The sequence below is a fragment of the Saccharopolyspora pogona genome (assembly GCF_014697215.1).
In the GTDB taxonomy this organism is placed as follows: domain Bacteria; phylum Actinomycetota; class Actinomycetes; order Mycobacteriales; family Pseudonocardiaceae; genus Saccharopolyspora; species Saccharopolyspora hattusasensis.
This window is the reverse complement of sequence record NZ_CP031142.1, coordinates 2,238,599-2,263,764: the sequence shown is the minus strand read 5'-3', so window position 1 is coordinate 2,263,764 and position 25,166 is coordinate 2,238,599. Positions and strand designations below refer to the sequence as shown.

Genomic DNA, 25,166 nt, shown 5'->3' with positions numbered 1-25,166 from the left:
GGCTCGTCGAGCCGCACCTCCCGCCGTGGCTGACCCGGACCGTGTTGATAACCCACCTGCATACGATCCGCCAGCCGACAACCATCCTGACGCACGGCACCGGATTACCTGACCAGCAGCGCCCCGTGCATCCCTCATCAGGTTGTGCGGGGCGCTGTTGTCGCTGCTGGTCCCCCAGTTCGAGGCGACGAGTCAGCCGTTGCGGATCACCGGATGATTGTGTCTCCGTGGCCGCCGATGCCTCCGCCACCGACGCCGTTACCACCGATGCCGGGGCCACCTGGCCCACCGAAACCGCCGTCACCGCCGGTTCCCCCGTTGCCGCCCGCACCGCCAGTGCCGCCTCCTTGGCCGCCGCCGGTGCCGCCGCCGTTGCCGCCGCCACCGCCATTGATCACGATTGGGTTCCAGCCGCCGCCGAACGGGAACGTCGACATGACAGTGCGCGGGGGCAGGAACTCCACACGCTGGTCATCGAGCTCCGCGGAGCTCAACGGTCGAGTTTTTTCGAACAATGGGTCCCCCCAAGTTTGCATGGGCCGGAAGCCGCGCGCGGAGATCGATGCCCAAAGAAGGTCCCCCCAGATCCCCATTCCAACGCCCCAGATTCGTTGGCATCAGCATGGAGGGTAAAGGCACCCGTCATCCGCTGCAGTACGAAATTTTCCAACAGATACAGGGCCAGCTCTCGCCGCTTTGCACGACTTCCCGGGTGAGTTGGGCCGCGATCTGTTCGGCCCGCTGCAGGGCAGCCTGGGCAACGGTGTCGGTGGCCTGCTGGCGCAGCAGCAGGACCAGGATGAATCCGCCGATGACCACGGGCGATGCCGGTGGTGACCACAGCTACGGCCACGGACCGCCAACGCACGCCCCACCTTGTTCAGCCGTAGCCGACCGCTACCGGGTCGGGCGCGATGCCCGTTCCCCCGGCCGAGCAGAGTGGGCGAGAAGCTGCCAGGGCTCAAACGCATCGGATCAACTCGCGCGGCCGCCGTCGACGAGCAGCCGGTGTCCGACGCCGCGGATCGTTTCGATGCTGTCCCGCCCGAACGGTTTGTCGATCTTGTTGCGCAGATAGCGGATGTAGACCTCGATGACGTTGTCGTCGCCGTCGAAGTTCGGGTCCCACACGTCGCGCAGGATCTCGGCTTTGCTGACCACCTCTCCGCAATGGCGCATCAGGTATTCCAGCAGGCTGAACTCCCGCGGGGTCAGCCTGATTTCCGATGCGGCCCGCTGCACTACTCGCCGGGCCGGGTCCAGGCCCAGGTCACCAGTCGTCAGTAGGACCGGGCGTTGCGGGGTGCCCCGGCGAACCAGGGCGCGCAATCTCGCCAGCAGGACGATGAACGAGGCCTGTTGGGGACGTCGGCCACAGTGCCCGCACACCGCTGAGCAGACGCTGAGTGTGGCTGAGTGTCTTTCTCAGCGTCTGTTCGGTGGCGCTGGTGGTATCGCGTCGCGGGCTCGCCGTGCCGCGCGGGCCGGGGGGAGCACAGCTGACTTCGTTCGTGCGCAAAGCAAACTCCCGGTTTACCGCCCGCACACCTCCGCGCTTGGCGCGTTCCTGGTGCTTTTCGCCGAAACCGGCCTGCTGATCGGTTTCTTCCTTCCCGGCGGGGCAGCGGTGCTCAGGCGTGTGCGCAACAAGCGACTGATCGTTCGGACCATGCCGAACCAGATGGCGGAGGTGCCCTCCGGTGCTTTCGCGCTGTGGCACGTCGCCGGTGGTCTGCTGTGGACGGTCGGCGTGATGCTCGCCGGGTACGTCCTCGGCACTTCGATGCCGAACATCGACCACCTGCTGGTGCAGTACCAAGCAAGTATCGCGACGCAAAGGTCCAGCCGCCGCTTCGCTCGATGTCTCGCTCTGGCACGCCCACTTCTACCAGGAGTGTTGCGAAAGGCACTGTCCGCTTACCGTCGTCTTGCCGTTAGCTCACCTGCCGTTGCCTAGTGTCTCTAGCGAAGACGTGGCTTGGCCCCCTGTCACCGCCGAATCCTGTTCTCGGGGCCGCAGTCGCGGTCGGCGGTCCCACCTGTGTCCGCTGTGTCGTCACGGGTGGTTCCCCAGTTCAGCCGGATCTGCCGTCCCCGCGAACGGGCCGAGACAAAGGACCTCTGTGAGCACGCATCGCACCCTCGCGCTGAGCCGTCAACTGCTCAACAAAGTCCCAGAAGTCACCATTTACTTCTGGGTCATCAAGGTTCTATGCACGACCGTTGGTGAATCGGCCGCTGACTTCCTCAACGTCAACCTGAATTTCGGCCTGACCGGGACGTCCGTCGTCACTGGCGTGCTGCTCGTCGTCGCTCTGATCTTCCAGTTCAGGGCGAGCCGGTACATACCGGGCGTGTACTGGTCGACGGTGGCGCTGGTGAGCGTCTTCGGCACATTGGTGACGGACAACCTCACGGACAACATCGGCCTGCCGCTCGAAACGAGCACGCTGATCTTCAGCGCGCTGCTGGCTCTCACCTTCGTCGTGTGGTATTCGAGCGAGAAAACGCTCTCCATCCACTCGATCCTGACCCGACGACGAGAGGCGTTCTACTGGCTTGCGATTCTCTTCACCTTCGCGCTCGGCACGGCAACCGGTGATCTCATGGCCGAGGTGCTCGGGCTCGGCTACCTGGTGACGGGAATCATCGTGGCATCGCTGATCGCCATCAGCGCGATCGCGTGGCGGTTCGGACTCAACTCAGTTCTCGCCTTCTGGATCATCTACGTCCTGACGCGGCCGCTCGGTGCGTCGATCGGTGACTACCTCTCCCAGTCGTCGAGCCAGGGCGGGCTCGGCCTGGGAGCGACGGTGACGAGCCTGATCTTCGTGGTCGGCATTCTCGGCATCGTCACCTATCTCTCGATGACGAAGGCCGACGTCATCCCGAGCGCCGCTGCTGACGGGGCAAGGGAGCGAGGCGGCTTGTGGCAGACAGTCGTCGTGCTGGCGCTCGTCCTCATGGCCGCAGGGACTGGGTACTTCTTGCGCAAGTCCTCGCTGCAGGACGACACGTCAGCAGCTCCGGCTCCGGCCGCGCAGTCCGTCCCAAGCGAAGGCCAGGTAGCACCTCGGTCGCCTCTCGGGGACCTCACGAAGTTCCGGGAAATCACGCAGAAGACACTGGATCTCTTGAACGCCGGCGACCAGTCTGGTGCTACGGCCCGCGTCGACGATCTCGAAACCGAATGGGACAATGCCGAAGCGCGCTTGAAGCCGAAGGACAACGCTGCGTGGAGCCGGATTGACGGCAAGATCGACGCAGTGCTGCGCCGGCTCCGAGCAACGAGTCCGAACCCGAACAGCGAGAAGGCCGCGCTCACGGCATTGCTCGCTGAACTCGGGTGACCCGTCGTTTCGGCGATGTCGATCCGTCCCCGCAGACTGGGATGAAGTGGTTCCGGTCGGCGGGCGAAGTGATCAGCTCGGCTGCGCGTTTCGCGCAGAGTCTGCGCTGCGGTCTCGGGCTTCCGAGAATTCCGCTCGCGTTGGCGGGTTCAGCGAGATCGGCGACACCAATTGTCGGGATGTCCGGGCGAGTGTCGCAGCTCATCGTGGTCGCCTGGTCTGTCCGGCGGCGGGGTTCGGCTCTGTGGGTGCCGATTAATCATCCGGCCAGGTCAAGCGACATGCTGATACTCGTGAAGTGTTCCGCCGAGTCGATCTCGTTGGCGGACCTCCAGGCGGCTGATTTGCCCGGGTTCGGTGATTGGTGCGGGGAGTGGGCGTAGTGGGGCGGCTTGCCCCAGAGCTCGGTGTGGGCGGTGCCGGTTGTAGAAAGACTCGAACTCGCGGAGTGCGTGCAGGAGGTGGCGCTGATTCCAGATCAACGTGCGGTCCAGGAGCTCGCGCCTGCAGGTCTGTATCCGCGCTCCATGATGGCGTTCATGCGGGGCATACGGATGCCGGTGGTGACGACTTTCAGTCCGGCGTCGGCCAGCAGGGCGTCGAAGGTGGCCGTGAACTTGGAGTCTCGGGGATCAAGAACCTCGCCTTGCTTCCCGCCTCATCGAGGTCCATGAGGAGATTGCGTCCGAGCTGTACGATCCAGTCCGCTGCGGGGTGAGCGGTGGCGCCCAGGAACCGGATGCGTCTGGTGGCGTGTTCGATGACCGCGAAGACGTACAGGCGTGCCCCGGTCAGAGTGCGGGTCTCGAAGTGATCGCAGGCGAGCAGGGCGTCGGCCTGGCTGCGCAGGAAGTCGGCCCAGGTCGTGCTCTGCCGTTGTGGCGCGGGTGGGATGCCGTGCTCGCGGAGGATCTCCCAGACGGTGGAGACGGCGACCTTGATGCCGAGCGCCGCGAGTTCGCCGTGGATGCGGCGATAGCCCCATGAAGCATTCTCGTGGGCCAGGCGCAGGACCAGGGCGCGTATCGAGCGGATCGTGGGCGGGCGTCCGCGTCGCTTGGGCACGCAAATCGCAGCGTGACGTCGCTTGAGCAGATTGCGGTGCCAACGCAAGATCGGCGTTGAAGGACGAGCAGTTGGTGCCGCAAGACAAGGATCTCGATGTCTTTGTCTCGGTCGCTCATCGCAGCAGGCGCAGCAGGGCGAGGGTATTGGTTGCGGCGAGGTAGACCAAGCGCAGCGGCACGACAGATCATGATGCCGTCCGCGTCTGTCCACGTGAAGACACCGGGACGATCGGTGGGTACGGCCAGAGAAAGTGATCAAGGCTGTGACCAGGCCGGATAATTTATCGGCACCCACAGGGTTGGCGGTGGTTTGACCGTGAGATCCGCCGCCAGTTGAGGCTGGTTGCCGGGTATTGATCTGTTCAGACCGCCCAATGCGACGGGCCGTAGGGCGAGAAGGTCCGCCCGGCGGGAGTGGGTTCACGCATCCCACGGTAAGCCCCGGCCGAATCACAACGGCACTGCTGGAGCCGACTACACTCTAGCCTGGGTGCGGGGAGCCGTGACCCCGCCAGGAATGAGCGGGTACCAGTGGCGAAAGCTGGTGGTGAGCCTGCGGAAACCCGTGGCAGTGTGCGTGATCTGCGGGCACGCCATCGCCATCGAGCTGAAGTTCCTCGACTTCGTAGGTTTCTTCTCAGTCGTGGCGTGGTTGGAAGAGGTGGAGCCGGGCGTAGAGCCAGCCGTCGGCTTCCAGTCCGCTCGGATCCACTCCGGCGGCCGACAACGTCTCCAGCACCCGCGATTGTTCCTGCGCGGAGGCGAACCGGCGCTGTTTGAACATACCGGGTACGGGAACGTTTTCGTATCCCAACGCCGCTAGGCCGTCTGCAATCGGTTCTATCGGAAACATCCGCAGCACGAAGTGCGCCATCCAGGGCCGGTGCCGCCGGGCGATGCTGGCCAGCGTCCGTTCGCCGACGTAGCCGATGCAGCCGGTCGAAATCACCAGATCCGTTCCGGTGAGCAGCACGCGTTGCTGTTCGGTTGGGTCGTGCGCTTCCAGATCCGCGTGCACCGCATCGTCGAGGAACCCCGCCGCAAGCGCATACGAGAGGGCCGGTTCGGAGTTGTCGAGTCCGACGAATCGGACGTCCTTGAGCTGACTTCGCGAACGAACCAGATTCCGGTCGCGGGCCAGCAACCAGTCGCGATCTGCCGTGCGGGCATCAGTACGGCAGTAATGCTCATTGAGCTCGTCGATCGTGGCGTCACATTTCAACAAAGCCGCGTTGATGCCGTAGGAACAGCCGAGGTCGAGGATGGTAGGCACGCGAACCCCGTGGGATTCCCGGTATTCCTGGATGACCTTCTGGAAATACGGCTTGGCCAGCTGCGGAATGCAGTAGTCCAGCTCACGCAGCGTGTTGAAGTAGGCGCGTGGATCGGGCTGTGTGTAGATCTGGTCGAGCAAGATCTTTCCGGTGACGTCGAACTGCACGGACCGTCCTCCTCACTTCTGGCAGTCGCCGACTGGTCTGGCGCTCAATCCAGCAGCTGGCCGCTCCGCACCGCGTGTCCCCCCAGCGGCCAGGTGTGCAGGCAGCACCCGGCCGAAGATCTGCCGCGTCCGCGACACGCTGCTGCTGCCCGCTGCCATGGTGCCAGCATGCTCGCTGAAGGCGGAGATCGCCGTATGGCCAGCCGTTTCGCCTTGCACCGGTGTTACTCGGTGTAGCGAGTAACGGCCTTTGAACAGCTGGTGCGCACTCAGCAACCTGCAGGTTTCTTCGGTGACTTCGTGGTGGAGTGCGGTGCTGGGGTCTCGCCTGGCTTGACCTTGACGGAGGTGGCTGTGTCGGCGGTTTCGCCTGCCAGGGCGACGTGATCTGCGGCGCTCGCGGATGAATGGTCGTGATTCATCCCGAACCGCCCTTACGAGGTTCCCTGCCTATGACGTGACCGGTGCATCAGGTCGGCTCAGGGAGCGGGTTGCACCGCGCCGACTCCGACGTCCAGGGGAGAGCGGTGGCGGTCGTCGACGGCGCACACCTACTACTACACGGCGAGGAGGCCGGTTGCGCCAGGCGTAGTAACCCGAGTTCGAGACGTCCTGGACGCGGCAGGCGACCTGAACCGGGTAACCCTCTGAAGTCATCATTGCGATGGCCTCGAATATTCCTTTGTGGACACAGCCTCTCTCGGGAACTCAGTGGCGCGCTTGGTGACGGCCAGTTCTGTTTCGAGTTTGGCGATGCGCCGGCGAGGAGATCTTTCTGGTCTGTGCTGGTGATACCGGGTCGCTGATCGGTGTCGATCAACTCCTGGCTCCGGCAGAGATAGATCGTCTGACCACGGCATCGAGATCCTGAGCGATCGGACGACCGGCGGCGACCAGGTCAAGCAGCGTGCGACGAATGCCGGACATGGTCACCGCCTGTGCCGTGCCAAAACCCAGATTATGGGCCTGACCTAGGTTTTCTGGTTGGTATCAAGCGGCTCGGGTGTACTCGTTGATCAAGCCGCCGAGGACCTTACTGCAGAGGATGGGAGGGTCGTTCGAAATCACCGTCGTGGGATCGTGCGTAGGTGGGTGTTGGTCGAGGCTCTGATGTGGACGGTGGGTGTTGAAGTGGTCCGCGTACTCACATAGCACCGTCATGGCGTGCCGTTCGTGGTAGATCAGGAGCTGGTCAGTGCATTCCTCGCGGACGGTGCGGATGAATCGCTCGGCGTAGCAGTTCGCCCGAGGTGTCCGCGGTGGGGTCTTGATGACCTTCACACCCTCGGACGCGAAGACCGCGTCGAACTCTGGTGTGTACTTGGTGTCGCGGTCACGGATGAGGAACCGGAACGATGCGGCTCGTTCGCCGAGGTCCATCAGGAGGTTACGGGCAACCTGGGTGGTCCAGGCGCCGGTCGGGTGCGCGGTGACACCGAGAATATGCACGGTGCGGGTACGAACCTCCATCACGAACAGGACATACAGCCGACGAAGACTGATGGTGTCGACGTGGAAGAAATCGGCCGCCAACAGCCCAGATGCCTGAGCGCGCAGGAAGCTGCGCCACGAGGTGTCCATTCCACGCGGAGCCGGGCCGAGGCGGGACTGCCGGAGGATGCGGCGGATCGTTCCCGGGCCGGCGTGATGCCCCAGGCCGACCAGTTCGCCTTGAATGCGACGATGGCCCCATTTGGGATTTTCGCGAGCTAAACGGACAACCAGATGGCGGATTTCGGTGCTGATTGGCGGGCGACCTGTCCGCGAGGGATACGTCCACTTTTTGGTGATCAGGCGCCGGTGCCAGGCCAGGAGCGTGGCGGGGGGTGACGATCCGCCACAGTCGCACGCTGCGAGCAGGAGACGGGTCAGCGCGGACAGGAGGGCACGATCCGGCCACGACGGACGCGGGCGTCGACCGACCTGGAGGCGTAACAGCCACTTCATGTCGCAACACCAGGATCTCGGCGCCGCAGGGTGACGATCTCGTCGAGCTTCTGCCTGGCGAACGACAGCCAGCCGGCGATCTCGGGATCGAGGTCGGTTTCGAGGGTGACGTCCAGCGGCACGTGCAGCAGTGAGCAGGACGCCGCGACGTCCACGGAACCGGACAGCTCGACCAGGGCGCTCAGGGTGCTCAGCGCGACGGTCAGGTCCGCGGCCCAGATGTTGCGTCCGTTGACGACCCCGGCGACCAGGCGCTTGTCCTGGATTCCACCCACGGCGGCGAGGCCGTCGAGGTTGGCCGCTGCGGCGTTGGTGAAGTCCAGGGCCAGGCCCTCGACCGGCGCCGACGCCAGTACCGGCAGCGCGTCACCGAGCCGGTCGAAGTAGGAGGCGACCAGGATCTTCGGGCGAGCCTGCTCGGCGGCCAGCGTCGCGTAGGTGTCGGCGACCTTGGCCAGCACGTCGGCCGGCTGATCCGTGACGAGCGCCGGCTCGTCGATCTGGACCCAGGAGTGTCTGAGAGCTGAAGCATTCGAACCGGGAGGAAGTCACGCGCACGATCTTCTGCGGGAGTGGGCTCCGCACCACGCGCTGGCCCGGGCCTGGACTCAGGAACCGCGCGGGCACGCCGCAGAGCACGAGGTGCAGCGGCTTCGTCGACTGGTGACGACCGCGGTCCGCTACCTGCGCGAAGCAGGGGAGGACAGCAAGGCAGCGAAGATCGAGCGCGGCCTGCATGGCCAGTAGCGTGCTGCCCTTGGGCAGACTCGGGATCGCCTGCCGCGCGTCGATGCCGTCCGATCAATGGTCGGAGGGGTGAACCTGGATGTCACGGCTCACTTCATACGCCGACGGATCACTGCAAGGCGTCAACCCAGTCGTTCATGTCCGTGCGTACGACGTCTCCGGTGTAGACGTTTCCGAGGCCTTGCACGTACTGAGAAGTCAGGAGCCCCTGGTTGTGGTCGTTGAGGTTTCCCTGGAAGTCGGGACCGACGAAGATCGGGTTCTGCCAAGCACGCCCGGCTTTGTGGGCGAGGTGCGCGGCGCGGTTCACGACGTCGCCCATGTAGATGACGTCGTTGATGCCGCTGCCGCTGTAGCCGGCCTTGATCATGAGCGCGCCCCCAGTCGGCACCGATGCCGATGCTGATGGGGTCGATGTCCTTCTTCTCGAAGTGGTGGTTGAGGAGCTTCTTCAGCGTGTTGGCCTGGGAGGCGATGCCGAAGACGGCGTTGATGTGCGCTTTCAGCGGCGTGTTGTACACGGCCCACACGCAGTCGCCGACGATGTTCACTTCCCTGACATTTTGATCCGAATTGAGCAGGGCGACCATCTCCGAGATGAAGGCCCGATAGATCTTTGCGAGCGTGGGGCGTTTGTACTTCTCCGTGAGAGCGGACGAGCTCCGGATGTCGATGAACAGAGCGGAGCAGGTCCCGTAGAAGCCGTTGGTGAAGGTGAGCTTGTCCCGGTCAGGGAGCCCGTCGACTTCCTGGAACGTCCCGGCCGGCTGGTTCAGGATCTCTTTGATCCGTTCCGAGCTCTTGAGGTAGTCGTAGGCTTGTAATTGCCGTCCATCGGGGCCTTCCTTGAGTTGCTGACGCCGACGGTGATCGCGAGTGCCGCCACGGCCGCGCCCGTCGCCAACGCGGATCGGATCGCCCATTTCGCGGATCTTGTCTTGATCGTCGCGATCTGCGCGTTCGCGTGGATCTGGGCGGCAAGGTCCTTGATCAGCTCGGAGGGGTCGGCAGTGAGGGTGCTCAGCACCTCGCCGTAGTACGGCCGTCTGCCCCTGAAGTTCTGGGAGATGCTCGCGAAGTACAGCCGATTGATCGACTCCGGGTCGGCGTCCCTGTCGTTCACGCGCGGCGTGAGCGTCCATCCGCACAGCGCGGCCGTCAGGACCAGGAGAGCACGACGAGCAGGTCGAACGTCGTCGAGCGCCGGTCGAAGTCCTTCGTGGGGTTGAAGACCATCGTGGCGAGCACTCCCGTGAACGCGAGCGTCACCCCGGCTTTCGCGTCCGCATACCGGATCCACTCGTTCACCAGCGCGAGCGTCTTCCATGCATGGTCCGGGTCCGGGTCCGGGTCCGGGTCGGGGGCGAGCGCGGGCTCCCGGTTTCCGCGCGAGGAGGACGATCTGAACATGCGAGCAGGATATTGAGGGAATCCGACATTCGGGCTTGCCTCCGCTCCGCTCCGCTGCTCGGCGACCTCAACAACTCCGGCTGCAGCGAGGGCATCGGCGAAGCCCAAGTGCTCACTCCAGTCCTTGATGAAGCGCAGGCCAGGGTCGCAGGAGGCGACCCACCTCCTGACTCAACAATGTCGGGCAAAGCCGATTGGGGAGGTGGGTTCTACGCCGATTTTGTCGGGTGCAGTCGGTAAAATCGCAGTTCAGACGTTGTTTGGACTACCCATCTGTAGGAGCAACGTTCGTGCTCTTCCTGACCCTTTTTGACCCATCTCTGGGTTGAACTTTGGTGCTCCTCGCCGGCATGCCAGCCCCCACGACCTGATCCTGTGCTACGGCAGGATCTTCGCCTTCGCCCCGCCCGATGTCACCTAGCCGCTACGACGCTAGATGGAAAGGGCGTCGACGACGTCCGCCCGATCCGCGGCGACATCGCCCCTTCGCCCATCAACCGGATCTCGGCAGGGTGTACCTGCGGGTCGTCTGGGATGGTGATCTCGCGCCGCATCCGGTGCTCGTTGCAGGCGACGCGGCCGTGCCGGAGTGGCGCTGATCGCAGCTCGCAGCCGTCACGTTCTGGACCGTTCTGCGGGACGATGGTTCGAGAGTGCTGCGGCACCTCGAATGTCACGAACCCGGCCGCATCGTTCACCAGCTGTGCGAGGGCACGACCGATGCTCTCGGTCGCCTGGTGCCGCTCGCCGAACACCCGGCGACCGCATGGGCGGCTGAGCTGGTCGACGTCGACTCGACCGCGGGGCCAGTTCAGCTCGGACTTTCCGGTGTACGGCGAAAGAGACGACGAACAGGAAGGGTGGTGGGGTGACCGCAGCGGTGTGCTGCGGTCACCCCACCACCGGTTTACCTCGCTCGTGGCCGCGGAATCCACGGCTGCCCGCCAGCGAGCGGCAGCCGGTCGTTCTCCAGCAGGTCGAGGACTCGCCCGACCCAGCCGTCACAACGACGGATCATCTTTCGGGGTGAGCCGGGTGGGATGCGAACCAGTCCGAGACCGGTCCAGGTCCGTCGCCGGGTCGCCTCGTGCTGGAGGTGCGCAGCGAGCCTGCTTTTCAGCGCAGGTGAGGAGCGGTCGACCGAGCCGACGTAGCGCACGGTCCGGCCGTCATCGGTCACGATGTACACCGCGCTGGTGACCTCGGCATAGGTTGCGCCTGCGAGGACTTCTTCGGTCGGGAACACCGAGCCGGTCAAAACGCCGAGCGGGTTGTGCGGCTGTGGCTGCCCGGTGCCAGGCACGATGCAGGACAGGACGTCGTGGATCTGCCGAGCTCGCGAGATATCGAACGTGATCGCCGCGCGCATCATGCCGGGGCTTCGTCCGGCTCGCCGTGGTTGCCGTTGAGGATGTCGTACATCGTGTTCCACCGGGTCAGCTTTTCGCTGAGGTCGCTCAGCCGCGTCCTGAGCTTGTCGGGGTCGGACAAGCCGTGCTGCGCGACGTAGGGCTTGCCCTTCGTCTCCGTGGAATTTTGGGTTCTAGCCGGAAAGGCGTCAAAATTCGCGTGCCGTTGACAGCCTGGGTCTACGACCCGGCTTGGCGAGTACACCGCACCAACAGCTGAGCTCCGGCTCTGGAAGCGAGGCAGGCCCACACGTTAGCTCGCCTCACTTCTGGGGCGCGTTCCGGTATCACGAGGTGCGGGACACTGCGAAGATGCTCCGGACCTCTCGGATCATCTGGTGGGTGAAGCCCCATTCGTTGTCATACCAAGTCATTACCTTGACCAGGGTGCCGTCCACGACTCGGGTCAGGTCGAGGTCGACGATCGCGGCGTGGGGATCGCCGACGATGTCGGCTGACACCAACGGATCCTCCGTGACGCCCAGGATCCCTTGATAGCGCGCGGTTTCCGCTTCTTGGCGGAACACGTCGTTGATTTCCTCGGCTGTCGTCGTCCTGCTGGCGACGAAGACGATGTCAGCGGTGGAGCCCACCGGGATGGGGGCGCGCACGGCGACACCGTCGAATCTTTCGGCCAGTTCCGGCAGGGCACGGGTGGTTGCCTGGGCGGCCCCGGTCGATGTGGGCACCAGATTGGCGGCACCAGCGCGCCCACGCCGGAAGTTCTTGCTAGGGCCGTCGACCAGGTGCTGACCAGCCGTGTAGGCGTGGACGGTGGTCATCACCGCCCGTTCTACCCCGATCCGTCGATTCGCTACCTCGATGACCGGGGTGATGCAGTTCGTGGTGCAACTCGCGCACGAGATGATCTGCGGCTGTCCGTCCGGAACGTTCACACCGTGGACCACGGTGGGCACCGTTTCCGACTTCGTCGGCGCGGATAGGACCACGTACGGAGCTCCAGCCTGAACATGTCTTCTCAAGTCGTCGGCAGTCGTGAAAACCCCGGTGCATTCCAGCACCACGTCGACTCCCAGGTCACGCCACGGCAGCTTCTCCGGGGCACGCTCGGAGAAGGCCGGAATCCGGCGATCGTCAATGACCAGCGTGCCGTCTTCTGAGTGCACGCTGCGGTGGTAGCGGCCGTAGGCGGTGTCGTACTTGATCAGATAAGCGAGATTATCCGGTGCGGCGATGTCGTTGACCGCGACGAGTTCGAGCTCGTTGTCATCGAGCAGGATCTTCAGCGCTGCCCGGCCGATCCTCCCCAGACCGTTGATCGCGACGGTCGGCATCGTCACATCACCACCTCGACAGTGGTCAGCTCGCAGCAGCTGACACAAGCGTTCGACGGGTCGGCTGGGAACACTCCATCCCCGCAGTCCACGACGCCACCCACATCGCCACCTGTGACAGTGGTGCATCCACCGGGGTAGTGCAATTCGGTGCAGGCATGCAGTCGACATGGCCTCGGTGCGCTCTCTATGACTATGGCATCGAGCCATGCCCGGTATTCGTCCAGCGAGGGCCCCGGCTCGGTGGGACAGGTGCAGGATCTCCGACGCGGGCGTCGAGGCGCCAGGGCAACGACAAGGCCATAGCTTCGTCGTGCGCCCGAGCTGGCTGTGGCCGAAAATCGCGGTGCCGGCGAATGTGTACCGGCGGGTGGACTCCGAAGGCCTTGAAGCGGTTGGCTAAGGCTCGTTCGAGGCCTGAAACTTGTGGTGGCCCAACCGCGTCGAGAACCGTCCGCACGCCTGGTTGGTCGAACGGTAGCTGTATCCGCCAGCCAGACTGCCCCGGAGACGCTCATGGACGACCTGCATTCCAGTGGCAAGGTTTTCAAGGAAGCGGTTGCGTTGGCGGGTCGCGCGCCGTCACTGTTTAACGTTCAGCCATGGAAGTGGCAGTTTGGGGTCAGCTCGCTGCATCTAGAACTGGACCTGTCACGGGCTCTTTCGGCCACCGACCCGACCAACAGAGAGTTGACCGTCAGCTGTGGAGCCGCATTGCACCACGCAGTCCTTGCCCTGAAAACGCGCGGCTGGCAGGTACAGGTTCACAGGATCCCAGATCCAGCAACGCCTCAAAAACTAGCGACGATCGACGTCGTGGCGCATGCGGAGCCATCTGACACCGAGATCGCGCTCACCCAAGCAGCCTGCGTGCGCCACTCCGATCGTCGCCAATATGCACCCGATCCAGTTTCTGCCGCCGTCCTTCGCTCCCTGGTTGAGGTTGGCGAGCAGGCCGGCGCGGACGTGGTGGTGGCCGAAGACGACCACAGGTATGCACTAGCCCAGGCGTTCGCGAAGGCGGCTTTCATCCATGGCGCGTCTGCCGAGTACCGCCGCGAACTCGCCGCATGGACCGGATTCAGTTCAGCAGGTACACAAGGCATGGCAAAGGAAAACGCTCCACCACCAGGTGGGCAATACGGTGATCTCGTGATGCGTGATTTCGGCCGGGTGGCCATCACCCACGGGGAAGTCGGCTCGTCTCGCACGGCCGGCAGTCTCCTTCTCGTCAGCACACCTACCGACGATCCGCTGGCCCATCTCAAGGCCTGCGAGGCAACCAGCGCGATGCTGTGCACGGCAGAAGTCGCCGGACTTGCCAGCAGCCCACTCGGCGAAGCCTTCGAGATCGAAGAGACACGCGCTGCGGTGCGCCGGGAGGTGCTGGGCGATGCGAGTTACCCGCAGCTAGCCCTCTGGGTCGGTTGGCCTTCAGAGCTGCGAAAGCCACCAGCGACCCCGAGGCGTCCCGTCGACGAACTACTCCGCGAGATTGCGAACATCCAACCCTCAGACTGACAACGTCGAACCGACGCCGCCAGCACGCTGACGACCGATGCTGGAGAGATAAGGACCACAGGGCGCGGCTCAGGTGGCGATCGCGGTTGCCACCAGGAAGTAGATGACGATCGACAGCAGGTCCTGAACCACGGTGGCCAGTGGCCCGGAACCGAAAGCCGGATCCTGTCCCAAACGATGAAACACCCAGGGCAGGATCCAGGAGATCGTCAAAGTCGGTTTGTGCTGGTAGCGGCTGCGATGATCGGAATGATTCGGGTTCGGTCAGCGGCGATACGTTCCAGAGTTCGGGTGATCTGGGTGATTCCGGCCAGGCGTAATAGCCCGAGGGCGAGGTTGCGGAGGGTGGCCATGACCTGGGCTCCTGTTCCGGTGTAGGCGTGTTGGTGGTCTTCGCGGTAGACGACGTCTCGAACCCAGTGAATCTTGTTCTCTATGCCCCAATGTTGGCGGACGAACCGGGCGATCAGGTCGGCGCCGGCTTGTTCGGCGGTCAGGCTGGTGATGCCGTGCACGACCTCCTTGGTCAGGTGGTTACCCGCGTGGTCGAAGGTGTCGCGGCGGATACGAAACACTTGTGCGGCACCGGGAAAGTCAACATCGTTGGCCGGTGCGACCCAGATCTGGCGGCGCACGATCTTGCCTGTGCTGCGGTCGGTTTCGGCGTGATGCGCGGTGCCCGGCGCGGCCGGCGGGAGCACTGAGGCGATCTGGGTGAGCAGGGTGGGCTGGTTGCCTTTCACCGTGAGTGCGTAGTGGCCGCCCCGGTCCTGGGTCAGGTACGCGGCGGTGGTGTGCTGGGCGTGCGCGGCGTCCCCGGTGACGACCACACCGGTCAGATCGATGTCCTTGAGCAGCGCGGCCACCTGGGTGATCTCGTTGGTGCCCTCAGGAACCCGCAACTGAGCAATGACGACGGCTTCTCGGTGCAGCATCGCCGAGAACAGCTTCACCTCGCTGCCTTCCGGATCGCCGGGCGCCACCGTGTTCCGCAGGGTCTTGCCATCCATGGCCACACCGACCAGTCCCTCTGGTCCGTGGTCATCACCCCCGGCCACATCGACGCCACGGGCCAGGGCCGCAGCCGCAGCTTGCTCCCGCAGCCACCGGCACACCTGCTCATCGGCGGCGTCAGCATCGATATCGTGCGCCACCCGACGAATCGTCGATTCGCTGGGCGCGACATAACGCCCGGTCAACAGGTGCCGACGGCAGCCGGCCAACACCAACAACTCCTGCGGCAGGTCCGCGGCACGATCCCCCGCTTCCCGGAAGTTACCGGCCCCGGCCAGCGCTGCGAACACCGTTACCGCCAGCACTGAACCAACCCGGTGACGAACCCCGCGCGGCTTGCGCGGGTCAGGCACCCGACTCAGCATCTCGACCAACCCGCCCACCGCGGCAACACCGACGTCCATGCCGATCTCCACGGACGCACCGAACCCGCCAGCAATCGGCGAGCACGAATCCTGGACATGCGACACTGACACCGGTGGCCTCCTGTTAGGTCGATGATCAAGGTGTGGTAACCCGCATCATCGCAGGCAGAAGGCCACCACCCACATCCAGACACACCACGCGTCACCACGCACTCAGGACTTCACACCAAGATCACAAACTTTGACGTTCCCCTGGGGCAGGATCATGGCGATAAGGGTGGCGATCGACGATGCGGCGAGCAGCGCCACCGACACCGCCAGTGCGACATCGGTGGCCTGCCATAGCCACATCACCAGCGGGAATGCCAGAAGAGCCATCAGCAGGCCGAGTAACACCCCGGTCAAGACTTCGCGAACGGCCACCCGAGCAACGCTGACTCCGACTGACAGCCCGCGGATGACGACGGCCTCGGTCTGGGTACCGACGGCATCCGCGACGTAGACCACCCCCGGAATGAAGAAGGCGATGAGGAGCTGTTCCTCTATCTGGCGCTCGAACGAGCCCACGATGACTGCCGATAGCAGGGCTCCGGCAAGGCCCACCACTAACCACGGCAGCCGATGCCACAACCGCCGCATGACCCCTTCAGTGGATGCGACACGTGCGGACGCGCTGGAGGCCATGAAGCCCCCGAGGCGGGCCATATCCTCGTCGTGTTCTTCGAGTAGGACCGCGAGCAAGCGCTGAGGCGCGATGAGTCCGCGGAACTCTCCGTCTTGATCGACGACCGCGAGACCGGACTCCTGATGCTGCACGGCCTTCCAGGCGGCACGTTCTTGGTCGGTGTCTGGCGTGACAATCGGCGACTGTCGATCCATTACCTCGGCTACCGACGAAGTGGCCGGAGCCGCCAGCAGGCGTTCCATCGTGGCCAGTCCTGCAAACCGGGAGCCATCACACACGGCTACGACGGAGGCGCTGTCGAAAACCTGTCCGCGCAGGCCGGCTAATACCTGATCAACGGAGTCGCCAGCGGCTGCAACCGGTACATCGGTCGACGCGTGGTGCAGTGCCGTATCCAGTACGCCGTGGCGCTGCGGCGGCGATACTGACTCTGGCTGCGGCATTGCTCACCCCCATAAGACGAGGTCGCCCAGGACTTCGTCATGGCAGTCAGGCGCGTGGTTTCACTTGCATCCAGGCTGTCATCGCGCAACGATGACTGGGCACGGGGAGTGGTATACCAACTGTTGGCTCGTCGACCCGAGCATCAGCCCGGTGAAACCGCCCCTGCCCCGTGCACCCACGACGACAAGTTGGGCGTGCTTCGCGTGCTCGAGCAAGGCCCGGGCGGGCTTGTCGCGGGTGACGAACCGCCGCACGTCCACGTCAGGGTACTTCTCGCTCCATCCGGATAGAAGCTCAGCGAGCAGACGTTCCTCGTCTGCCTGCACCGATGCCCAGCCACCGCCAGCCTGCTGACTATCCCATGTCTCGTCACCGACGACCGAGTACCACGTGTGCACCGCCCGCAGCCCGACCCCGCGCATCGCCGCGGCCTCGAACGCACATGTCAGGGCGGTCTCGGCGCCACGTGAACCGTCGACGCCCACGACCACCGGTGCGTCAGCGACCGCGATTTCCGGCCCGCGAACTACCGCCACGGGACAGTGCGCGTGTCCCGCCAGGGCGACGGCCACCGATCCCACGATCAGGCCGGTAAAACCTCCCAGGCCCCGGCTCCCGACGACGACCAGCTGCGCGGTCTGTGACTCGCTGATCAGTACAGATTCAGGCGCACCCGCGCGAATCGCGGTGTCCACATCGACAGCGGGTGCCTCACGGTTGGCTACGTCTTGCGCTTGTTCGAGCCAGCCCCGCGCTTGCCGCTGCACAGCGGCACTGTAGGAATCCGGCAGCGCCACCATCGGCCGCTCGGGTAGGTACACCAGCGAAGCGACGTCACTGAAAACGACATGGAGCCCTGTGCGCCGCCGATGAGCCTCAGCTGCGGCCCACCGAACCGCGTGGACAGCCGAAGAGGAACCATCAATCCCAACCACGACCGGCTTATCATTACGATTATTCATGGATGCTCCAGTCAATTCCTATTCAGCATTGATGATCTTCAGCAATGGGCTAGGAGAGACGCCGCGGCACGACAACAAGGGGCGCCTAACCGCGCAGCAAGATCTGCGGAACTCCGTTGATCAGAACCAATGCCAGTTACTTAAACCGTCCGCGGCCGCGGTCGGGTCCCCGTCAGGGGAACGTCAAAGTTTGTGATCTTGGTGTGAAGTCCTGAGTGCGTGGTGACGCGTGGTGTGTCTGGATGTGGGTGGTGGCCTTCTGCCTGCGATGATGCGGGTTACCACACCTTGATCATCGTCCTAACAGGAGGCCACCGGTGTCAGTGTCGCATGTCCAGGATTCGTGCTCGCCGATTGCTGGCGGGTTCGGTGCGTCCGTGGAGATCGGCATGGACGTCGGTGTTGCCGCGGTGGGCGGGTTGGTCGAGATGCTGAGTCGGGTGCCTGACCCGCGCAAGCCGCGCGGGGTTCGTCACCGGGTTGGTTCAGTGCTGGCGGTAACGGTGTTCGCAGCGCTGGCCGGGGCCGGTAACTTCCGGGAAGCGGGGGATCGTGCCGCGGACCTGCCGCAGGAGTTGTTGGTGTTGGCCGGCTGCCGTCGGCACCTGTTGACCGGGCGTTATGTCGCGCCCAGCGAATCGACGATTCGTCGGGTGGCGCACGATATCGATGCTGACGCCGCCGATGAGCAGGTGTGCCGGTGGCTGCGGGAGCAAGCTGCGGCTGCGGCCCTGGCCCGTGGCGTCGATGTGGCCGGGGGTGATGACCACGGACCAGAGGGACTGGTCGGTGTGGCCATGGATGGCAAGACCCTGCGGAACACGGTGGCGCCCGGCGATCCGGAAGGCAGCGAGGTGAAGCTGTTCTCGGCGATGCTGCACCGAGAAGCCGTCGTCATTGCTCAGTTGCGGGTTCCTGAGGGCACCAACGAGATCACCCAGGTGGCCGCGCTGCTCAAGGACATCGATCTGACCGGTGTGGTCGTCACCGGGGACGCCGCGCACGCCCAGCACACCACCGCCGCGTACCTGACCCAGGACCGGGGCGGCCACTACGCACTCACGGTGAAAGGCAACCAGCCCACCCTGCTCACCCAGATCGCCTCAGTGCTCCCGCCGGCCGCGCCGGGCACCGCGCATCACGCCGAAACCGACCGCAGCACAGGCAAGATCGTGCGCCGCCAGATCTGGGTCGCACCGGCCAACGATGTTGACTTTCCCGGTGCCGCACAAGTGTTTCGTATCCGCCGCGACACCTTCGACCACGCGGGTAACCACCTGACCAAGGAGGTCGTGCACGGCATCACCAGCCTGACCGCCGAACAAGCCGGCGCCGACCTGATCGCCCGGTTCGTCCGCCAACATTGGGGCATAGAGAACAAGATTCACTGGGTTCGAGACGTCGTCTACCGCGAAGACCACCAACACGCCTACACCGGAACAGGAGCCCAGGTCATGGCCACCCTCCGCAACCTCGCCCTCGGGCTATTACGCCTGGCCGGAATCACCCAGATCACCCGAACTCTGGAACGTATCGCCGCTGACCGAACCCGAATCATTCCGATCATCGCAGCCGCTACCAGCACAAACCGACTTTGACGATCTCCTGGGCTAACCCCTGGGTGCGAAGCTTAAGGCTGACGGCCGCACCGGGATCAAGTTGCGGAGCTGACCTCCTCGATCCGTACCCGTTGGACGCCGGTCACTGTGCGGGTGAGTGCGGTAGCGACTCGGCGGTCGGTGTGATCCGCCCGTGCGTTGGTGATGGTCACCTGGCCCTGTTCGACCCGCACCGTCCAGCTCCCAGGGTCACCGGTGTAGCTGTCCAGCAGGTGACGGACCTGGCTGGCGATCACGTCGTCGTTGCGCACCAGTGTCCGGAGCAGATCGCGGCGTGCCACGATCCCGACAAGCGTCCCGTGATCGACGATGGGAATGCTGTGCAGACCGAATGACAGCATCATGCTCGCTAGTTCGTCAGTCTCGGTGCCCATTTCCGCCACCCGAGCCGGGTGGTGCATCACATCGCCGACCGCGGTGGTTGAGTCCCAGTCTGCAGTGGATGAGCCGTCCGCTACGCGGTCGCGCAGCAAATCCGATTCGCCGACAACGCCGACGACCTGATTGTTGGAGTCGATAACCGGCAGGGCACCGACACCGTTCTCCGTTAACAACACGATCGCCTCCCGGAGAGAGGTCTCGTTCGTCACGGACACGACCGGTCGCGTCATGATGTCGGCGGCTTTCATGGCGTGCTCCCTCGTCATTGTCGGTCAGTCCTGCCCTGACCTCGTTCCCAGTGTCGGACCGGTTGTTCAGATACGCGACCAGCTGTGCTGTGCTGGGCGTCCCAGGACTGTGTGCCGCAAGCCTCAACGGTGCCTGCAGAGTGCGGGCGGTTTCGGCACAAGAGGAAACGGGAAGACCGTGCGCAGCCGCGCCTACCTGGTTTCTGTAGATCATGCATGGTCGGTCCGGTGATGCATCTGGGTTGGCACGGCCGCGAAAATTGATCTACCTGGTGCGTGTTCACACGTCCTGGCGACGTTCTGGCCCGGAGCCACGCTGGAGGGGGTTGCGGTGACCGACCCATTGACGACGCTCACCGAAGCCGGGGTGTCGATCTGGCTGGACGACCTCAGCCGTGTCCGGCTGGCAAGCGGTGGCTTGGAGGCGCTGGTTCGCGACCGGCACGTGGTGGGGGTCACTACGAATCCGACGATCTTCGCCAAGGCCATTACGGGCAGCGATATCTATGCCGAACAGATCCAGCAGCTGGCGGTGCGGCAGGTCGGGGTCGACGCTGCGCTGCGCGAGCTGACTGCCCATGACGTGCGGTGGGCGTGTGACGTGTTGCGGCCGGTGTATGACGCAACCGGCGGTGTGGACGGCCGGGTGTCGATCGAGGTCGACCCGCGCATCGCGCACGACACCGATCGCACTATCGCCGAGGCTAAGGCGCTGTGGTGGTTGGTGGACCGGCCCAACCTGTTCGTGAAGATCCCGGCGGCCAAGCAGGGCCTTCCGGCGATCAGCGCGTGCCTGGCTGAGGGGTTGAGTATCAACGTCACCCTGATCTTCTCGCTGATGCGTTATACCGAAGTGGTCGACGCGTTCCTGACCGGACTGGAACAGGCCCACGACAACGGACACGATCTGTCGCGCATCGGCTCGGTGGCGTCGTTTTTCGTATCCCGAGTGGACACCGAGATCGACCAGCGCTTGGACAAGATCGGCACCGAGCAGGCCGCCACGCTGCGCGGCAAGGCCGCGATCGCCAACGCCCGGCTGGCCTACCGCCACTACGAAACAGCCTTCGCCAGCGACCGATGGAAGGCACTTCAGCGCCTGGGAGCCCGGCCCCAGCGCCCCTTGTGGGCCTCGACCGGAGTGAAGGACCCCGCCTACTCCGACACCCGTTACGTCGTTGACCTGGTTGCACCGAACGTGGTCAACACCATTCCCGAGGCCACTCTCAACGCCGTCGCCGACCATGCCAACGTGCCCACCGACAGCATCCACGGTGCGTACGACGACGCCGAACGCGTGCTCCACGACCTCGCCGATCTCGGCGTCGACTACGACGATGTGGTCCAGGTGTTGGAAGACCAGGGCGTGACGACATTCGACGCCAGCTGGGACCAGCTGGGCGAGCAGCTGGCCCGCACACTCACCGCACCGCGCGCTACACAGATGGGAGCGCCTTCATGACGCCATCACGTCCGGGTTTCGTGATCGTCGGAGCTGGTTTGGCCGGTGCCAAGACTGCGGAAGCACTCCGCGACGAAGGTTACGACCACGAAATCACTCTCATCGGGAACGAGCCGGAGCGTCCCTACGAGCGACCACCGCTGTCCAAGGACTACCTGCAAGGAAAGACGGACAAAGACACGATCTTCGTGCACGATCCGGACTGGTACTCGGACCACGCTGTCGACCTGCGCCTGAACCTCGCCGCGAAGGCCATCAACCGTGACCGGCACGAGGTCGTCCTGGAGAGCAACGAACGAGTCGGCTACAGCAAGTTGCTGCTGGCTACCGGCGCCGCACCACGCCGGCTGCCGGTTCCCGGCGCGAACGCCGACAACGTTTTCTACCTGCGGCAGGTCGACGACAGCGACCGCCTCCGGGACCTCTTTCGCTCCATCGGACAGGTGGTAATCATCGGCGCCGGGTGGATCGGCCTGGAGGTGGCCGCCGCCGCACGCGCCGCGGGCGTGGCCGTCACCATCGTGGAGATCGCTACCCTGCCGCTCCTGCGAGTGCTAGGTACGCAGATCGCGCCGGTGTTCGTCGACCTGCACCAAGACCACGGGGTTGACCTGCGGCTCGGTACCGGTGTCAAGGAGATCGTCCAGCGAGGCAAACGCGCCGCCGGTGTGCTCCTCTCCGATGGGACGCGAATCGAGTCCGACGCCGTGATCATCGGTGTCGGTGCGGCCCCCAACACCCAACTCGCCGAGGACGCAGAGCTCGAGGTCTCCGACGGCATCGTCGTCGACGGTTCGCTGCGCACCTCCGACCCGGACATATACGCCGCTGGAGACGTCGCACGCGCCTTCCACCCGCTGCTGAGCACCCACATCCGGGTCGAACACTGGGCCAACGCGCTCAACCAGCCAGCCACCGCTGCGCGGGCCATGCTCGGCGACCCACATGCCGTCTACGACCAGCTGCCGTTCTTCTACACAGACCAGTACGACCTGGGCATGGAATACGCCGGCTACACCGAACCCGACGGCTACGACCAAGTCGTCATCCGCGGCGATCTCGGCACACGCGAGTTCATCGCGTTCTGGCTGTCCCAGAACCGCGTCCTGGCAGGAATGAACGTCAACATCTGGGATGTCACCGACACCATCCAACAACTCATCCGATCCGGCAAACAGGTCGATCCGACCAAACTCGCCGACCCCACTGCTTCGCTCACCGACATCGCCGACGCGCCCTGAGCGGTAACCCGCCGCCATCCGAGGGAAGAAGGAACGAATACACAACTCCAACGCCGTTCCTTGTACAGCAACGAGTTCGAGTCACATCGAGGAGAAGGACGATGGCGAGGAGCAAGCAGAACGTCCAGCTACGCCGGGTCTACGACGAACCGGCCGACCAGGATGGCGCCCGTGTGCTGGTCGACCGCATCTGGCCGCGCGGCATGAGCAAGGCCAAAGCGCAACTCGACGAGTGGTGCAAGGACATCGCACCGTCAACGACGCTGCGCAAGTGGTACGCCCACGATCCGGCCAAGTTCGAGGAGTTCCGCCGCCGTTACCGAGCCGAACTCGACGAACCGGAGCGCGCCGAGGCGTTGCAGCACTTACGCGCACTCGCCAAACACCGGCGGCTGACCCTGCTGACCGGGACCAAACACCCCGACATCAGCGAGGCCGCCGTGCTCGTTGATGTCCTGAGTAGCTGACCGGCCGCACGCCGCCTCGCGGTGATCCGCTTGGTCCTGCAGCGAGTTCCGGCGGAACTAGGAGCCTCACCACCAAATTTCCGGGCAATAATTCACAACATCCATGATTCACGAGATCCAGCTTTCTGAGGTCGTGAGCAATGGTAGGAAGATCCACGAGCTTTCGGCTCGTGCGCGGAATGGCCAGTCGAGCCAATCAGCCGGTGGCTGGCAGCGTATCGAGAAGGTGATGCGGGTGAGCCACGAGAAACACCAACCAAACACGCCTCCCCTCGTTGCGGGATTGGCTGGCGAAGGACTTGAGGTTGAGGAGGAGCGGTGGGCTTCTGTTGCGCCGAGGCAGATCACCTCGGAGCAGTGGCAGCAGTTTGAGGCTTATATGGAGGAGATCTTCACCGCGCTCGGCATGCCGGTCAGGTCACCGTCCACAGCCGAGACGCCACGCCGGTTTTTGCAGGCTCTTTTCGATGCCACAAGCGGGTACGAGGGAGACGAGAAGCTGGTCACCGCCTTCGCGACCGAGTGTCACGGCGGCCCGGATTGCCGCATCAGCCAGGTGGTGGAAGGACCGATTCCGTTCTTCTCACTATGTGAGCATCACAGTTTGCCCTTCTTCGGCACCGCCTACGTCGGTTACATCGCGCACGAGCACATCCTCGGGCTGTCCAAGATGACCAGACTGCTGAGGTTGTTTGCCCGTAGGTTCTCGGTTCAGGAACGCATCGGCCATCAGCTCGCGGACTCGCTGGAGTCGATCCTGTCCCCCCACGGAGTCGCGGTGCACATCGAGGCGGTCCACCTGTGCACACAGATGCGGGGCGTCCGCGAGAGAGAGTCCAGCACCCGAACCACCTACTGGCGCGGCAACTACGACGCCGACCCACAACTGCGAACAGAGTTCTTCACACTGTGCAGTCAACGGGGCTGATCGGACATGGCAGACCACGATGACCCATCTCTCGCCGCTCAGGCGCCGCGGATCCTGCCAACGCCGCTGGAACCGTTGTACGAGGAGTCGAGCCTGGTCCGCTGGCGCCTACCCGCGCCACTGGCCGTCGCCTACGGCGGAGAGTTGGGCTTCCCCGAACCATGCGTGTACGGAAACTTCGTTTCGTCGGTCGATGGTGTCGTCGCCTTAGACCCCGGATACCCCTCCTCCGACTCGGCGATCAGCAACGCCGATCCCGGAGACCGTTTCGTCATGGGGCTCCTTCGCACGTGCGCCGATGTTGTCCTCATCGGGGCCGGCACCTTGCGTGCCGCGCCGGGTCATCGGTGGGTGCCCGAGCATGTCTGCCCGGCAGGCGCCACCGACTTCGCTGCTCTGCGCCGCAGCTTACGGCGCACCGCAGAACCGGAGCTGGTCGTAGTGACCGCGAGCGGCAACGTGCCGACTGACCACCCCGCATTGCAGGACGGCGCACTCGTCGCCACCACGACGCCCGGGGCCCGACGGCTCGAGACGAAGCTTCCACCCGCATGCACGCTCGTTGCCCTGGGCGACGGGCCGTTGCTGGCGATGAGAGACGTGCTGACAATGGTCAGCACACGCGGACACGCCTCAGTGCTCACCGAGGGTGGTCCGCGCCTTCTCGGGCATCTCGTCGCCGAACATCTGCTCAACGAGCTGTTCCTGACCGTCTCCCCCGTTCTGGCTGGGCGGGACGACAGTTCCCGACCCGGCTTGATCACCGGGCTTGAACTGCTGCCCGACCACCCAGCCCGAGTCGCCTTGATCAGCGCCAGGCACCGGGCGTCATATCTCTTTCTCCGCTACCGGCTCAATCACCACCGCCCAGCGTTCGAGGATCCGGACTGAGCTCATTGCTTCCCACCGAGGCGCCTTACTACGGACACCGGACGTGAGCTTGCTCCGCAAACGTGATGACGACGAACCGTGCTCGCCGCCGCGGTGCACACGCTCAGTGGCTTCGGGGCGGCTGTCCCCGGCGTCCTGCTGGCGATAAGAGCCTTCCGGCGAGCGCACGGAGATCTTTCCTGGCGTAGCGGGTGCGGTCCTGGTACTAGCCAGGGATCCCGGAACGAACCGGGACATATGACCCTCGGCATGCCGCAGGAGATTGGCCACTG

Annotated in this window: 29 protein-coding genes and 1 pseudogene; 10 read left to right on the top strand and 20 right to left on the bottom strand. The window is 64.5% G+C overall.

What is annotated here, in order from left to right; all coding sequences use genetic code 11:
* Positions 1–206 precede the first annotated feature (206 nt).
* The 3 genes from DL519_RS10335 to DL519_RS10325 all read right to left on the bottom strand — a co-directional run bounded on the left by DL519_RS10335 (position 207) and on the right by DL519_RS10325 (position 1,329).
* The gene (locus tag DL519_RS10335; RefSeq protein WP_223838692.1) at positions 207–494 is read right to left on the bottom strand and encodes a hypothetical protein; all 288 of its coding nucleotides are present in this window, start codon (positions 492–494) and stop codon (positions 207–209) included.
* 148 nt (positions 495–642) lie between these two features.
* Positions 643–819: a hypothetical protein gene (locus tag DL519_RS10330; protein WP_190814265.1), complete on the bottom strand. Its 177-nt coding sequence runs from the start codon at positions 817–819 to the stop codon at positions 643–645.
* A gap of 156 nt (positions 820–975) precedes the next feature.
* Entirely contained in the window at positions 976–1,329 is a 354-nt protein-coding gene (locus DL519_RS10325; RefSeq protein ID WP_223838691.1) for a winged helix-turn-helix domain-containing protein, read from the bottom strand.
* 241 nt (positions 1,330–1,570) lie between these two features.
* Between DL519_RS10325 and DL519_RS10320 the strand changes: the two genes are divergently transcribed.
* Complete coding sequence (locus tag DL519_RS10320) at positions 1,571–1,957, top strand: hypothetical protein (RefSeq protein ID WP_190814261.1); 387 nt, start codon at positions 1,571–1,573, stop codon at positions 1,955–1,957.
* 166 nt (positions 1,958–2,123) lie between these two features.
* Positions 2,124–3,350, top strand: a complete 1,227-nt coding sequence (locus DL519_RS10315; protein ID WP_190814259.1) for a COG4705 family protein — start codon at positions 2,124–2,126, stop codon at positions 3,348–3,350.
* 272 nt (positions 3,351–3,622) lie between these two features.
* On the opposite strand, the gene DL519_RS46080 is transcribed toward DL519_RS10315, so the two are convergent.
* The 5 genes from DL519_RS46080 to DL519_RS10295 form a co-directional block, all read right to left on the bottom strand.
* Positions 3,623–3,868 carry a transposase gene (locus tag DL519_RS46080; RefSeq protein ID WP_223840245.1) on the bottom strand — a complete coding sequence of 82 codons (246 nt, stop codon included), beginning with the start codon at positions 3,866–3,868 and terminating at the stop codon, positions 3,623–3,625.
* Positions 3,869–3,923: 55 nt separating this feature from the next.
* Positions 3,924–4,415, bottom strand: a complete 492-nt coding sequence (locus DL519_RS46075; RefSeq protein WP_223838690.1) for an IS3 family transposase — start codon at positions 4,413–4,415, stop codon at positions 3,924–3,926.
* Positions 4,416–5,054: 639 nt separating this feature from the next.
* Entirely contained in the window at positions 5,055–5,858 is an 804-nt protein-coding gene (locus DL519_RS10305; protein ID WP_190814257.1) for a class I SAM-dependent methyltransferase, read from the bottom strand.
* 990 nt (positions 5,859–6,848) lie between these two features.
* The gene (locus DL519_RS46065) at positions 6,849–7,439 is read right to left on the bottom strand and encodes an integrase core domain-containing protein (protein ID WP_223838689.1); all 591 of its coding nucleotides are present in this window, start codon (positions 7,437–7,439) and stop codon (positions 6,849–6,851) included.
* Between the two features lie 362 nt (positions 7,440–7,801).
* A complete protein-coding gene (locus DL519_RS10295) occupies positions 7,802–8,266 on the bottom strand; it encodes a hypothetical protein (protein ID WP_263399615.1) in 465 nt (154 codons plus the stop codon).
* A gap of 16 nt (positions 8,267–8,282) precedes the next feature.
* Here DL519_RS10295 and DL519_RS10290 point away from each other — a divergent pair, with 16 nt between their 5' ends.
* Positions 8,283–8,552 carry a hypothetical protein gene (locus DL519_RS10290; protein ID WP_190814254.1) on the top strand — a complete coding sequence of 90 codons (270 nt, stop codon included), beginning with the start codon at positions 8,283–8,285 and terminating at the stop codon, positions 8,550–8,552.
* A gap of 109 nt (positions 8,553–8,661) precedes the next feature.
* Here the strand turns inward: DL519_RS10290 and DL519_RS46060 are convergent, their stop codons facing one another.
* From DL519_RS46060 to gap, 7 genes and pseudogenes are all read right to left on the bottom strand, one after another.
* Positions 8,662–8,943 carry a hypothetical protein gene (locus DL519_RS46060; protein ID WP_223840468.1) on the bottom strand — a complete coding sequence of 94 codons (282 nt, stop codon included), beginning with the start codon at positions 8,941–8,943 and terminating at the stop codon, positions 8,662–8,664.
* 43 nt (positions 8,944–8,986) lie between these two features.
* Positions 8,987–9,220, bottom strand: a pseudogene (locus DL519_RS49830) (hypothetical protein); the annotation flags it as partial.
* A 104-nt stretch (positions 9,221–9,324) separates the two neighbouring features.
* Positions 9,325–9,675 (bottom strand): hypothetical protein, encoded by a 351-nt coding sequence (locus tag DL519_RS46050; RefSeq protein ID WP_263399614.1) that lies wholly within the window; start codon positions 9,673–9,675, stop codon positions 9,325–9,327.
* A 35-nt stretch (positions 9,676–9,710) separates the two neighbouring features.
* Positions 9,711–9,962, bottom strand: a complete 252-nt coding sequence (locus tag DL519_RS10280) for a hypothetical protein (protein ID WP_190814252.1) — start codon at positions 9,960–9,962, stop codon at positions 9,711–9,713.
* A 907-nt stretch (positions 9,963–10,869) separates the two neighbouring features.
* Positions 10,870–11,334: a hypothetical protein gene (locus tag DL519_RS10275; RefSeq protein WP_190814250.1), complete on the bottom strand. Its 465-nt coding sequence runs from the start codon at positions 11,332–11,334 to the stop codon at positions 10,870–10,872.
* Entirely contained in the window at positions 11,331–11,453 is a 123-nt protein-coding gene (locus DL519_RS48535) for a hypothetical protein (RefSeq protein ID WP_263399613.1), read from the bottom strand. Before DL519_RS48535 ends, DL519_RS10275 begins: the two co-directional genes overlap by 4 nt.
* Before the next feature lie 205 nt (positions 11,454–11,658).
* Positions 11,659–12,666: a type I glyceraldehyde-3-phosphate dehydrogenase gene (gene gap, locus DL519_RS10270; RefSeq protein WP_190823893.1), complete on the bottom strand. Its 1,008-nt coding sequence runs from the start codon at positions 12,664–12,666 to the stop codon at positions 11,659–11,661.
* Between the two features lie 516 nt (positions 12,667–13,182).
* On the opposite strand from gap, the gene DL519_RS10265 reads away from it, so the two are divergent.
* Positions 13,183–14,187: an Acg family FMN-binding oxidoreductase gene (locus DL519_RS10265; protein WP_190814249.1), complete on the top strand. Its 1,005-nt coding sequence runs from the start codon at positions 13,183–13,185 to the stop codon at positions 14,185–14,187.
* Positions 14,188–14,256: 69 nt separating this feature from the next.
* On the opposite strand, the gene DL519_RS10260 is transcribed toward DL519_RS10265, so the two are convergent.
* The 4 genes from DL519_RS10260 to DL519_RS10245 form a co-directional block, all read right to left on the bottom strand.
* Positions 14,257–14,400, bottom strand: a complete 144-nt coding sequence (locus DL519_RS10260; protein ID WP_190814246.1) for a magnesium transporter — start codon at positions 14,398–14,400, stop codon at positions 14,257–14,259.
* On the bottom strand, positions 14,397–15,677 hold the full coding sequence (locus DL519_RS10255; protein ID WP_190812573.1) for an ISAs1 family transposase: 1,281 nt from the start codon (positions 15,675–15,677) through the stop codon (positions 14,397–14,399). The genes DL519_RS10260 and DL519_RS10255 overlap by 4 nt, the downstream gene beginning before the upstream one ends.
* A 102-nt stretch (positions 15,678–15,779) precedes the next feature.
* A complete protein-coding gene (locus DL519_RS10250; protein ID WP_190814244.1) occupies positions 15,780–16,694 on the bottom strand; it encodes a CBS domain-containing protein in 915 nt (304 codons plus the stop codon).
* Positions 16,695–16,772: 78 nt separating this feature from the next.
* Positions 16,773–17,657 carry a universal stress protein gene (locus DL519_RS10245; protein ID WP_190814242.1) on the bottom strand — a complete coding sequence of 295 codons (885 nt, stop codon included), beginning with the start codon at positions 17,655–17,657 and terminating at the stop codon, positions 16,773–16,775.
* 317 nt (positions 17,658–17,974) lie between these two features.
* Here DL519_RS10245 and DL519_RS10240 point away from each other — a divergent pair, with 317 nt between their 5' ends.
* On the top strand, positions 17,975–19,255 hold the full coding sequence (locus DL519_RS10240; protein WP_190812573.1) for an ISAs1 family transposase: 1,281 nt from the start codon (positions 17,975–17,977) through the stop codon (positions 19,253–19,255).
* 56 nt (positions 19,256–19,311) lie between these two features.
* Here DL519_RS10240 and DL519_RS10235 read toward each other — a convergent pair whose 3' ends face one another.
* On the bottom strand, positions 19,312–19,905 hold the full coding sequence (locus DL519_RS10235) for a CBS domain-containing protein (protein ID WP_190814240.1): 594 nt from the start codon (positions 19,903–19,905) through the stop codon (positions 19,312–19,314).
* Between the two features lie 331 nt (positions 19,906–20,236).
* Here DL519_RS10235 and tal point away from each other — a divergent pair, with 331 nt between their 5' ends.
* The 5 genes from tal (at position 20,237) to DL519_RS10210 (ending at position 24,894) form a co-directional block, all read left to right on the top strand.
* On the top strand, positions 20,237–21,367 hold the full coding sequence (gene tal, locus DL519_RS10230) for a transaldolase (protein WP_190814238.1): 1,131 nt from the start codon (positions 20,237–20,239) through the stop codon (positions 21,365–21,367).
* Entirely contained in the window at positions 21,364–22,608 is a 1,245-nt protein-coding gene (locus tag DL519_RS10225; RefSeq protein ID WP_190814236.1) for an NAD(P)/FAD-dependent oxidoreductase, read from the top strand. Before tal ends, DL519_RS10225 begins: the two co-directional genes overlap by 4 nt.
* 101 nt (positions 22,609–22,709) lie before the next feature.
* Positions 22,710–23,075, top strand: a complete 366-nt coding sequence (locus tag DL519_RS10220; RefSeq protein WP_190814234.1) for a DUF488 domain-containing protein — start codon at positions 22,710–22,712, stop codon at positions 23,073–23,075.
* 103 nt (positions 23,076–23,178) lie between these two features.
* On the top strand, positions 23,179–24,003 hold the full coding sequence (gene folE, locus DL519_RS10215; RefSeq protein WP_190814232.1) for a GTP cyclohydrolase I: 825 nt from the start codon (positions 23,179–23,181) through the stop codon (positions 24,001–24,003).
* A 6-nt stretch (positions 24,004–24,009) separates the two neighbouring features.
* Positions 24,010–24,894: a dihydrofolate reductase family protein gene (locus DL519_RS10210; RefSeq protein WP_190814230.1), complete on the top strand. Its 885-nt coding sequence runs from the start codon at positions 24,010–24,012 to the stop codon at positions 24,892–24,894.
* Positions 24,895–25,166: the final 272 nt, after the last annotated feature.

Bases quoted from the DNA above. Each gene is read 5' to 3' on its own strand.
- DL519_RS46065 (WP_223838689.1), bottom strand. From the start codon at position 7,439: ATGGACACCTCGTGGCGCAGCTTCCTGCGCGCTCAGGCATCTGGGCTG.
- DL519_RS10280 (WP_190814252.1), bottom strand. From the start codon at position 9,962: ATGTTCAGATCGTCCTCCTCGCGCGGAAACCGGGAGCCCGCGCTCGCC.
- DL519_RS10275 (WP_190814250.1), bottom strand. From the start codon at position 11,334: ATGATGCGCGCGGCGATCACGTTCGATATCTCGCGAGCTCGGCAGATC.
- gap (WP_190823893.1), bottom strand. From the start codon at position 12,666: ATGCCGACCGTCGCGATCAACGGTCTGGGGAGGATCGGCCGGGCAGCG.
- DL519_RS10265 (WP_190814249.1), top strand. From the start codon at position 13,183: ATGGACGACCTGCATTCCAGTGGCAAGGTTTTCAAGGAAGCGGTTGCG.
- DL519_RS10250 (WP_190814244.1), bottom strand. From the start codon at position 16,694: ATGCCGCAGCCAGAGTCAGTATCGCCGCCGCAGCGCCACGGCGTACTG.
- DL519_RS10245 (WP_190814242.1), bottom strand. From the start codon at position 17,657: ATGAATAATCGTAATGATAAGCCGGTCGTGGTTGGGATTGATGGTTCC.
- DL519_RS10235 (WP_190814240.1), bottom strand. From the start codon at position 19,905: ATGAAAGCCGCCGACATCATGACGCGACCGGTCGTGTCCGTGACGAAC.
- DL519_RS10225 (WP_190814236.1), top strand. From the start codon at position 21,364: ATGACGCCATCACGTCCGGGTTTCGTGATCGTCGGAGCTGGTTTGGCC.
- DL519_RS10220 (WP_190814234.1), top strand. From the start codon at position 22,710: ATGGCGAGGAGCAAGCAGAACGTCCAGCTACGCCGGGTCTACGACGAA.
- folE (WP_190814232.1), top strand. From the start codon at position 23,179: ATGATTCACGAGATCCAGCTTTCTGAGGTCGTGAGCAATGGTAGGAAG.
- DL519_RS10210 (WP_190814230.1), top strand. From the start codon at position 24,010: ATGGCAGACCACGATGACCCATCTCTCGCCGCTCAGGCGCCGCGGATC.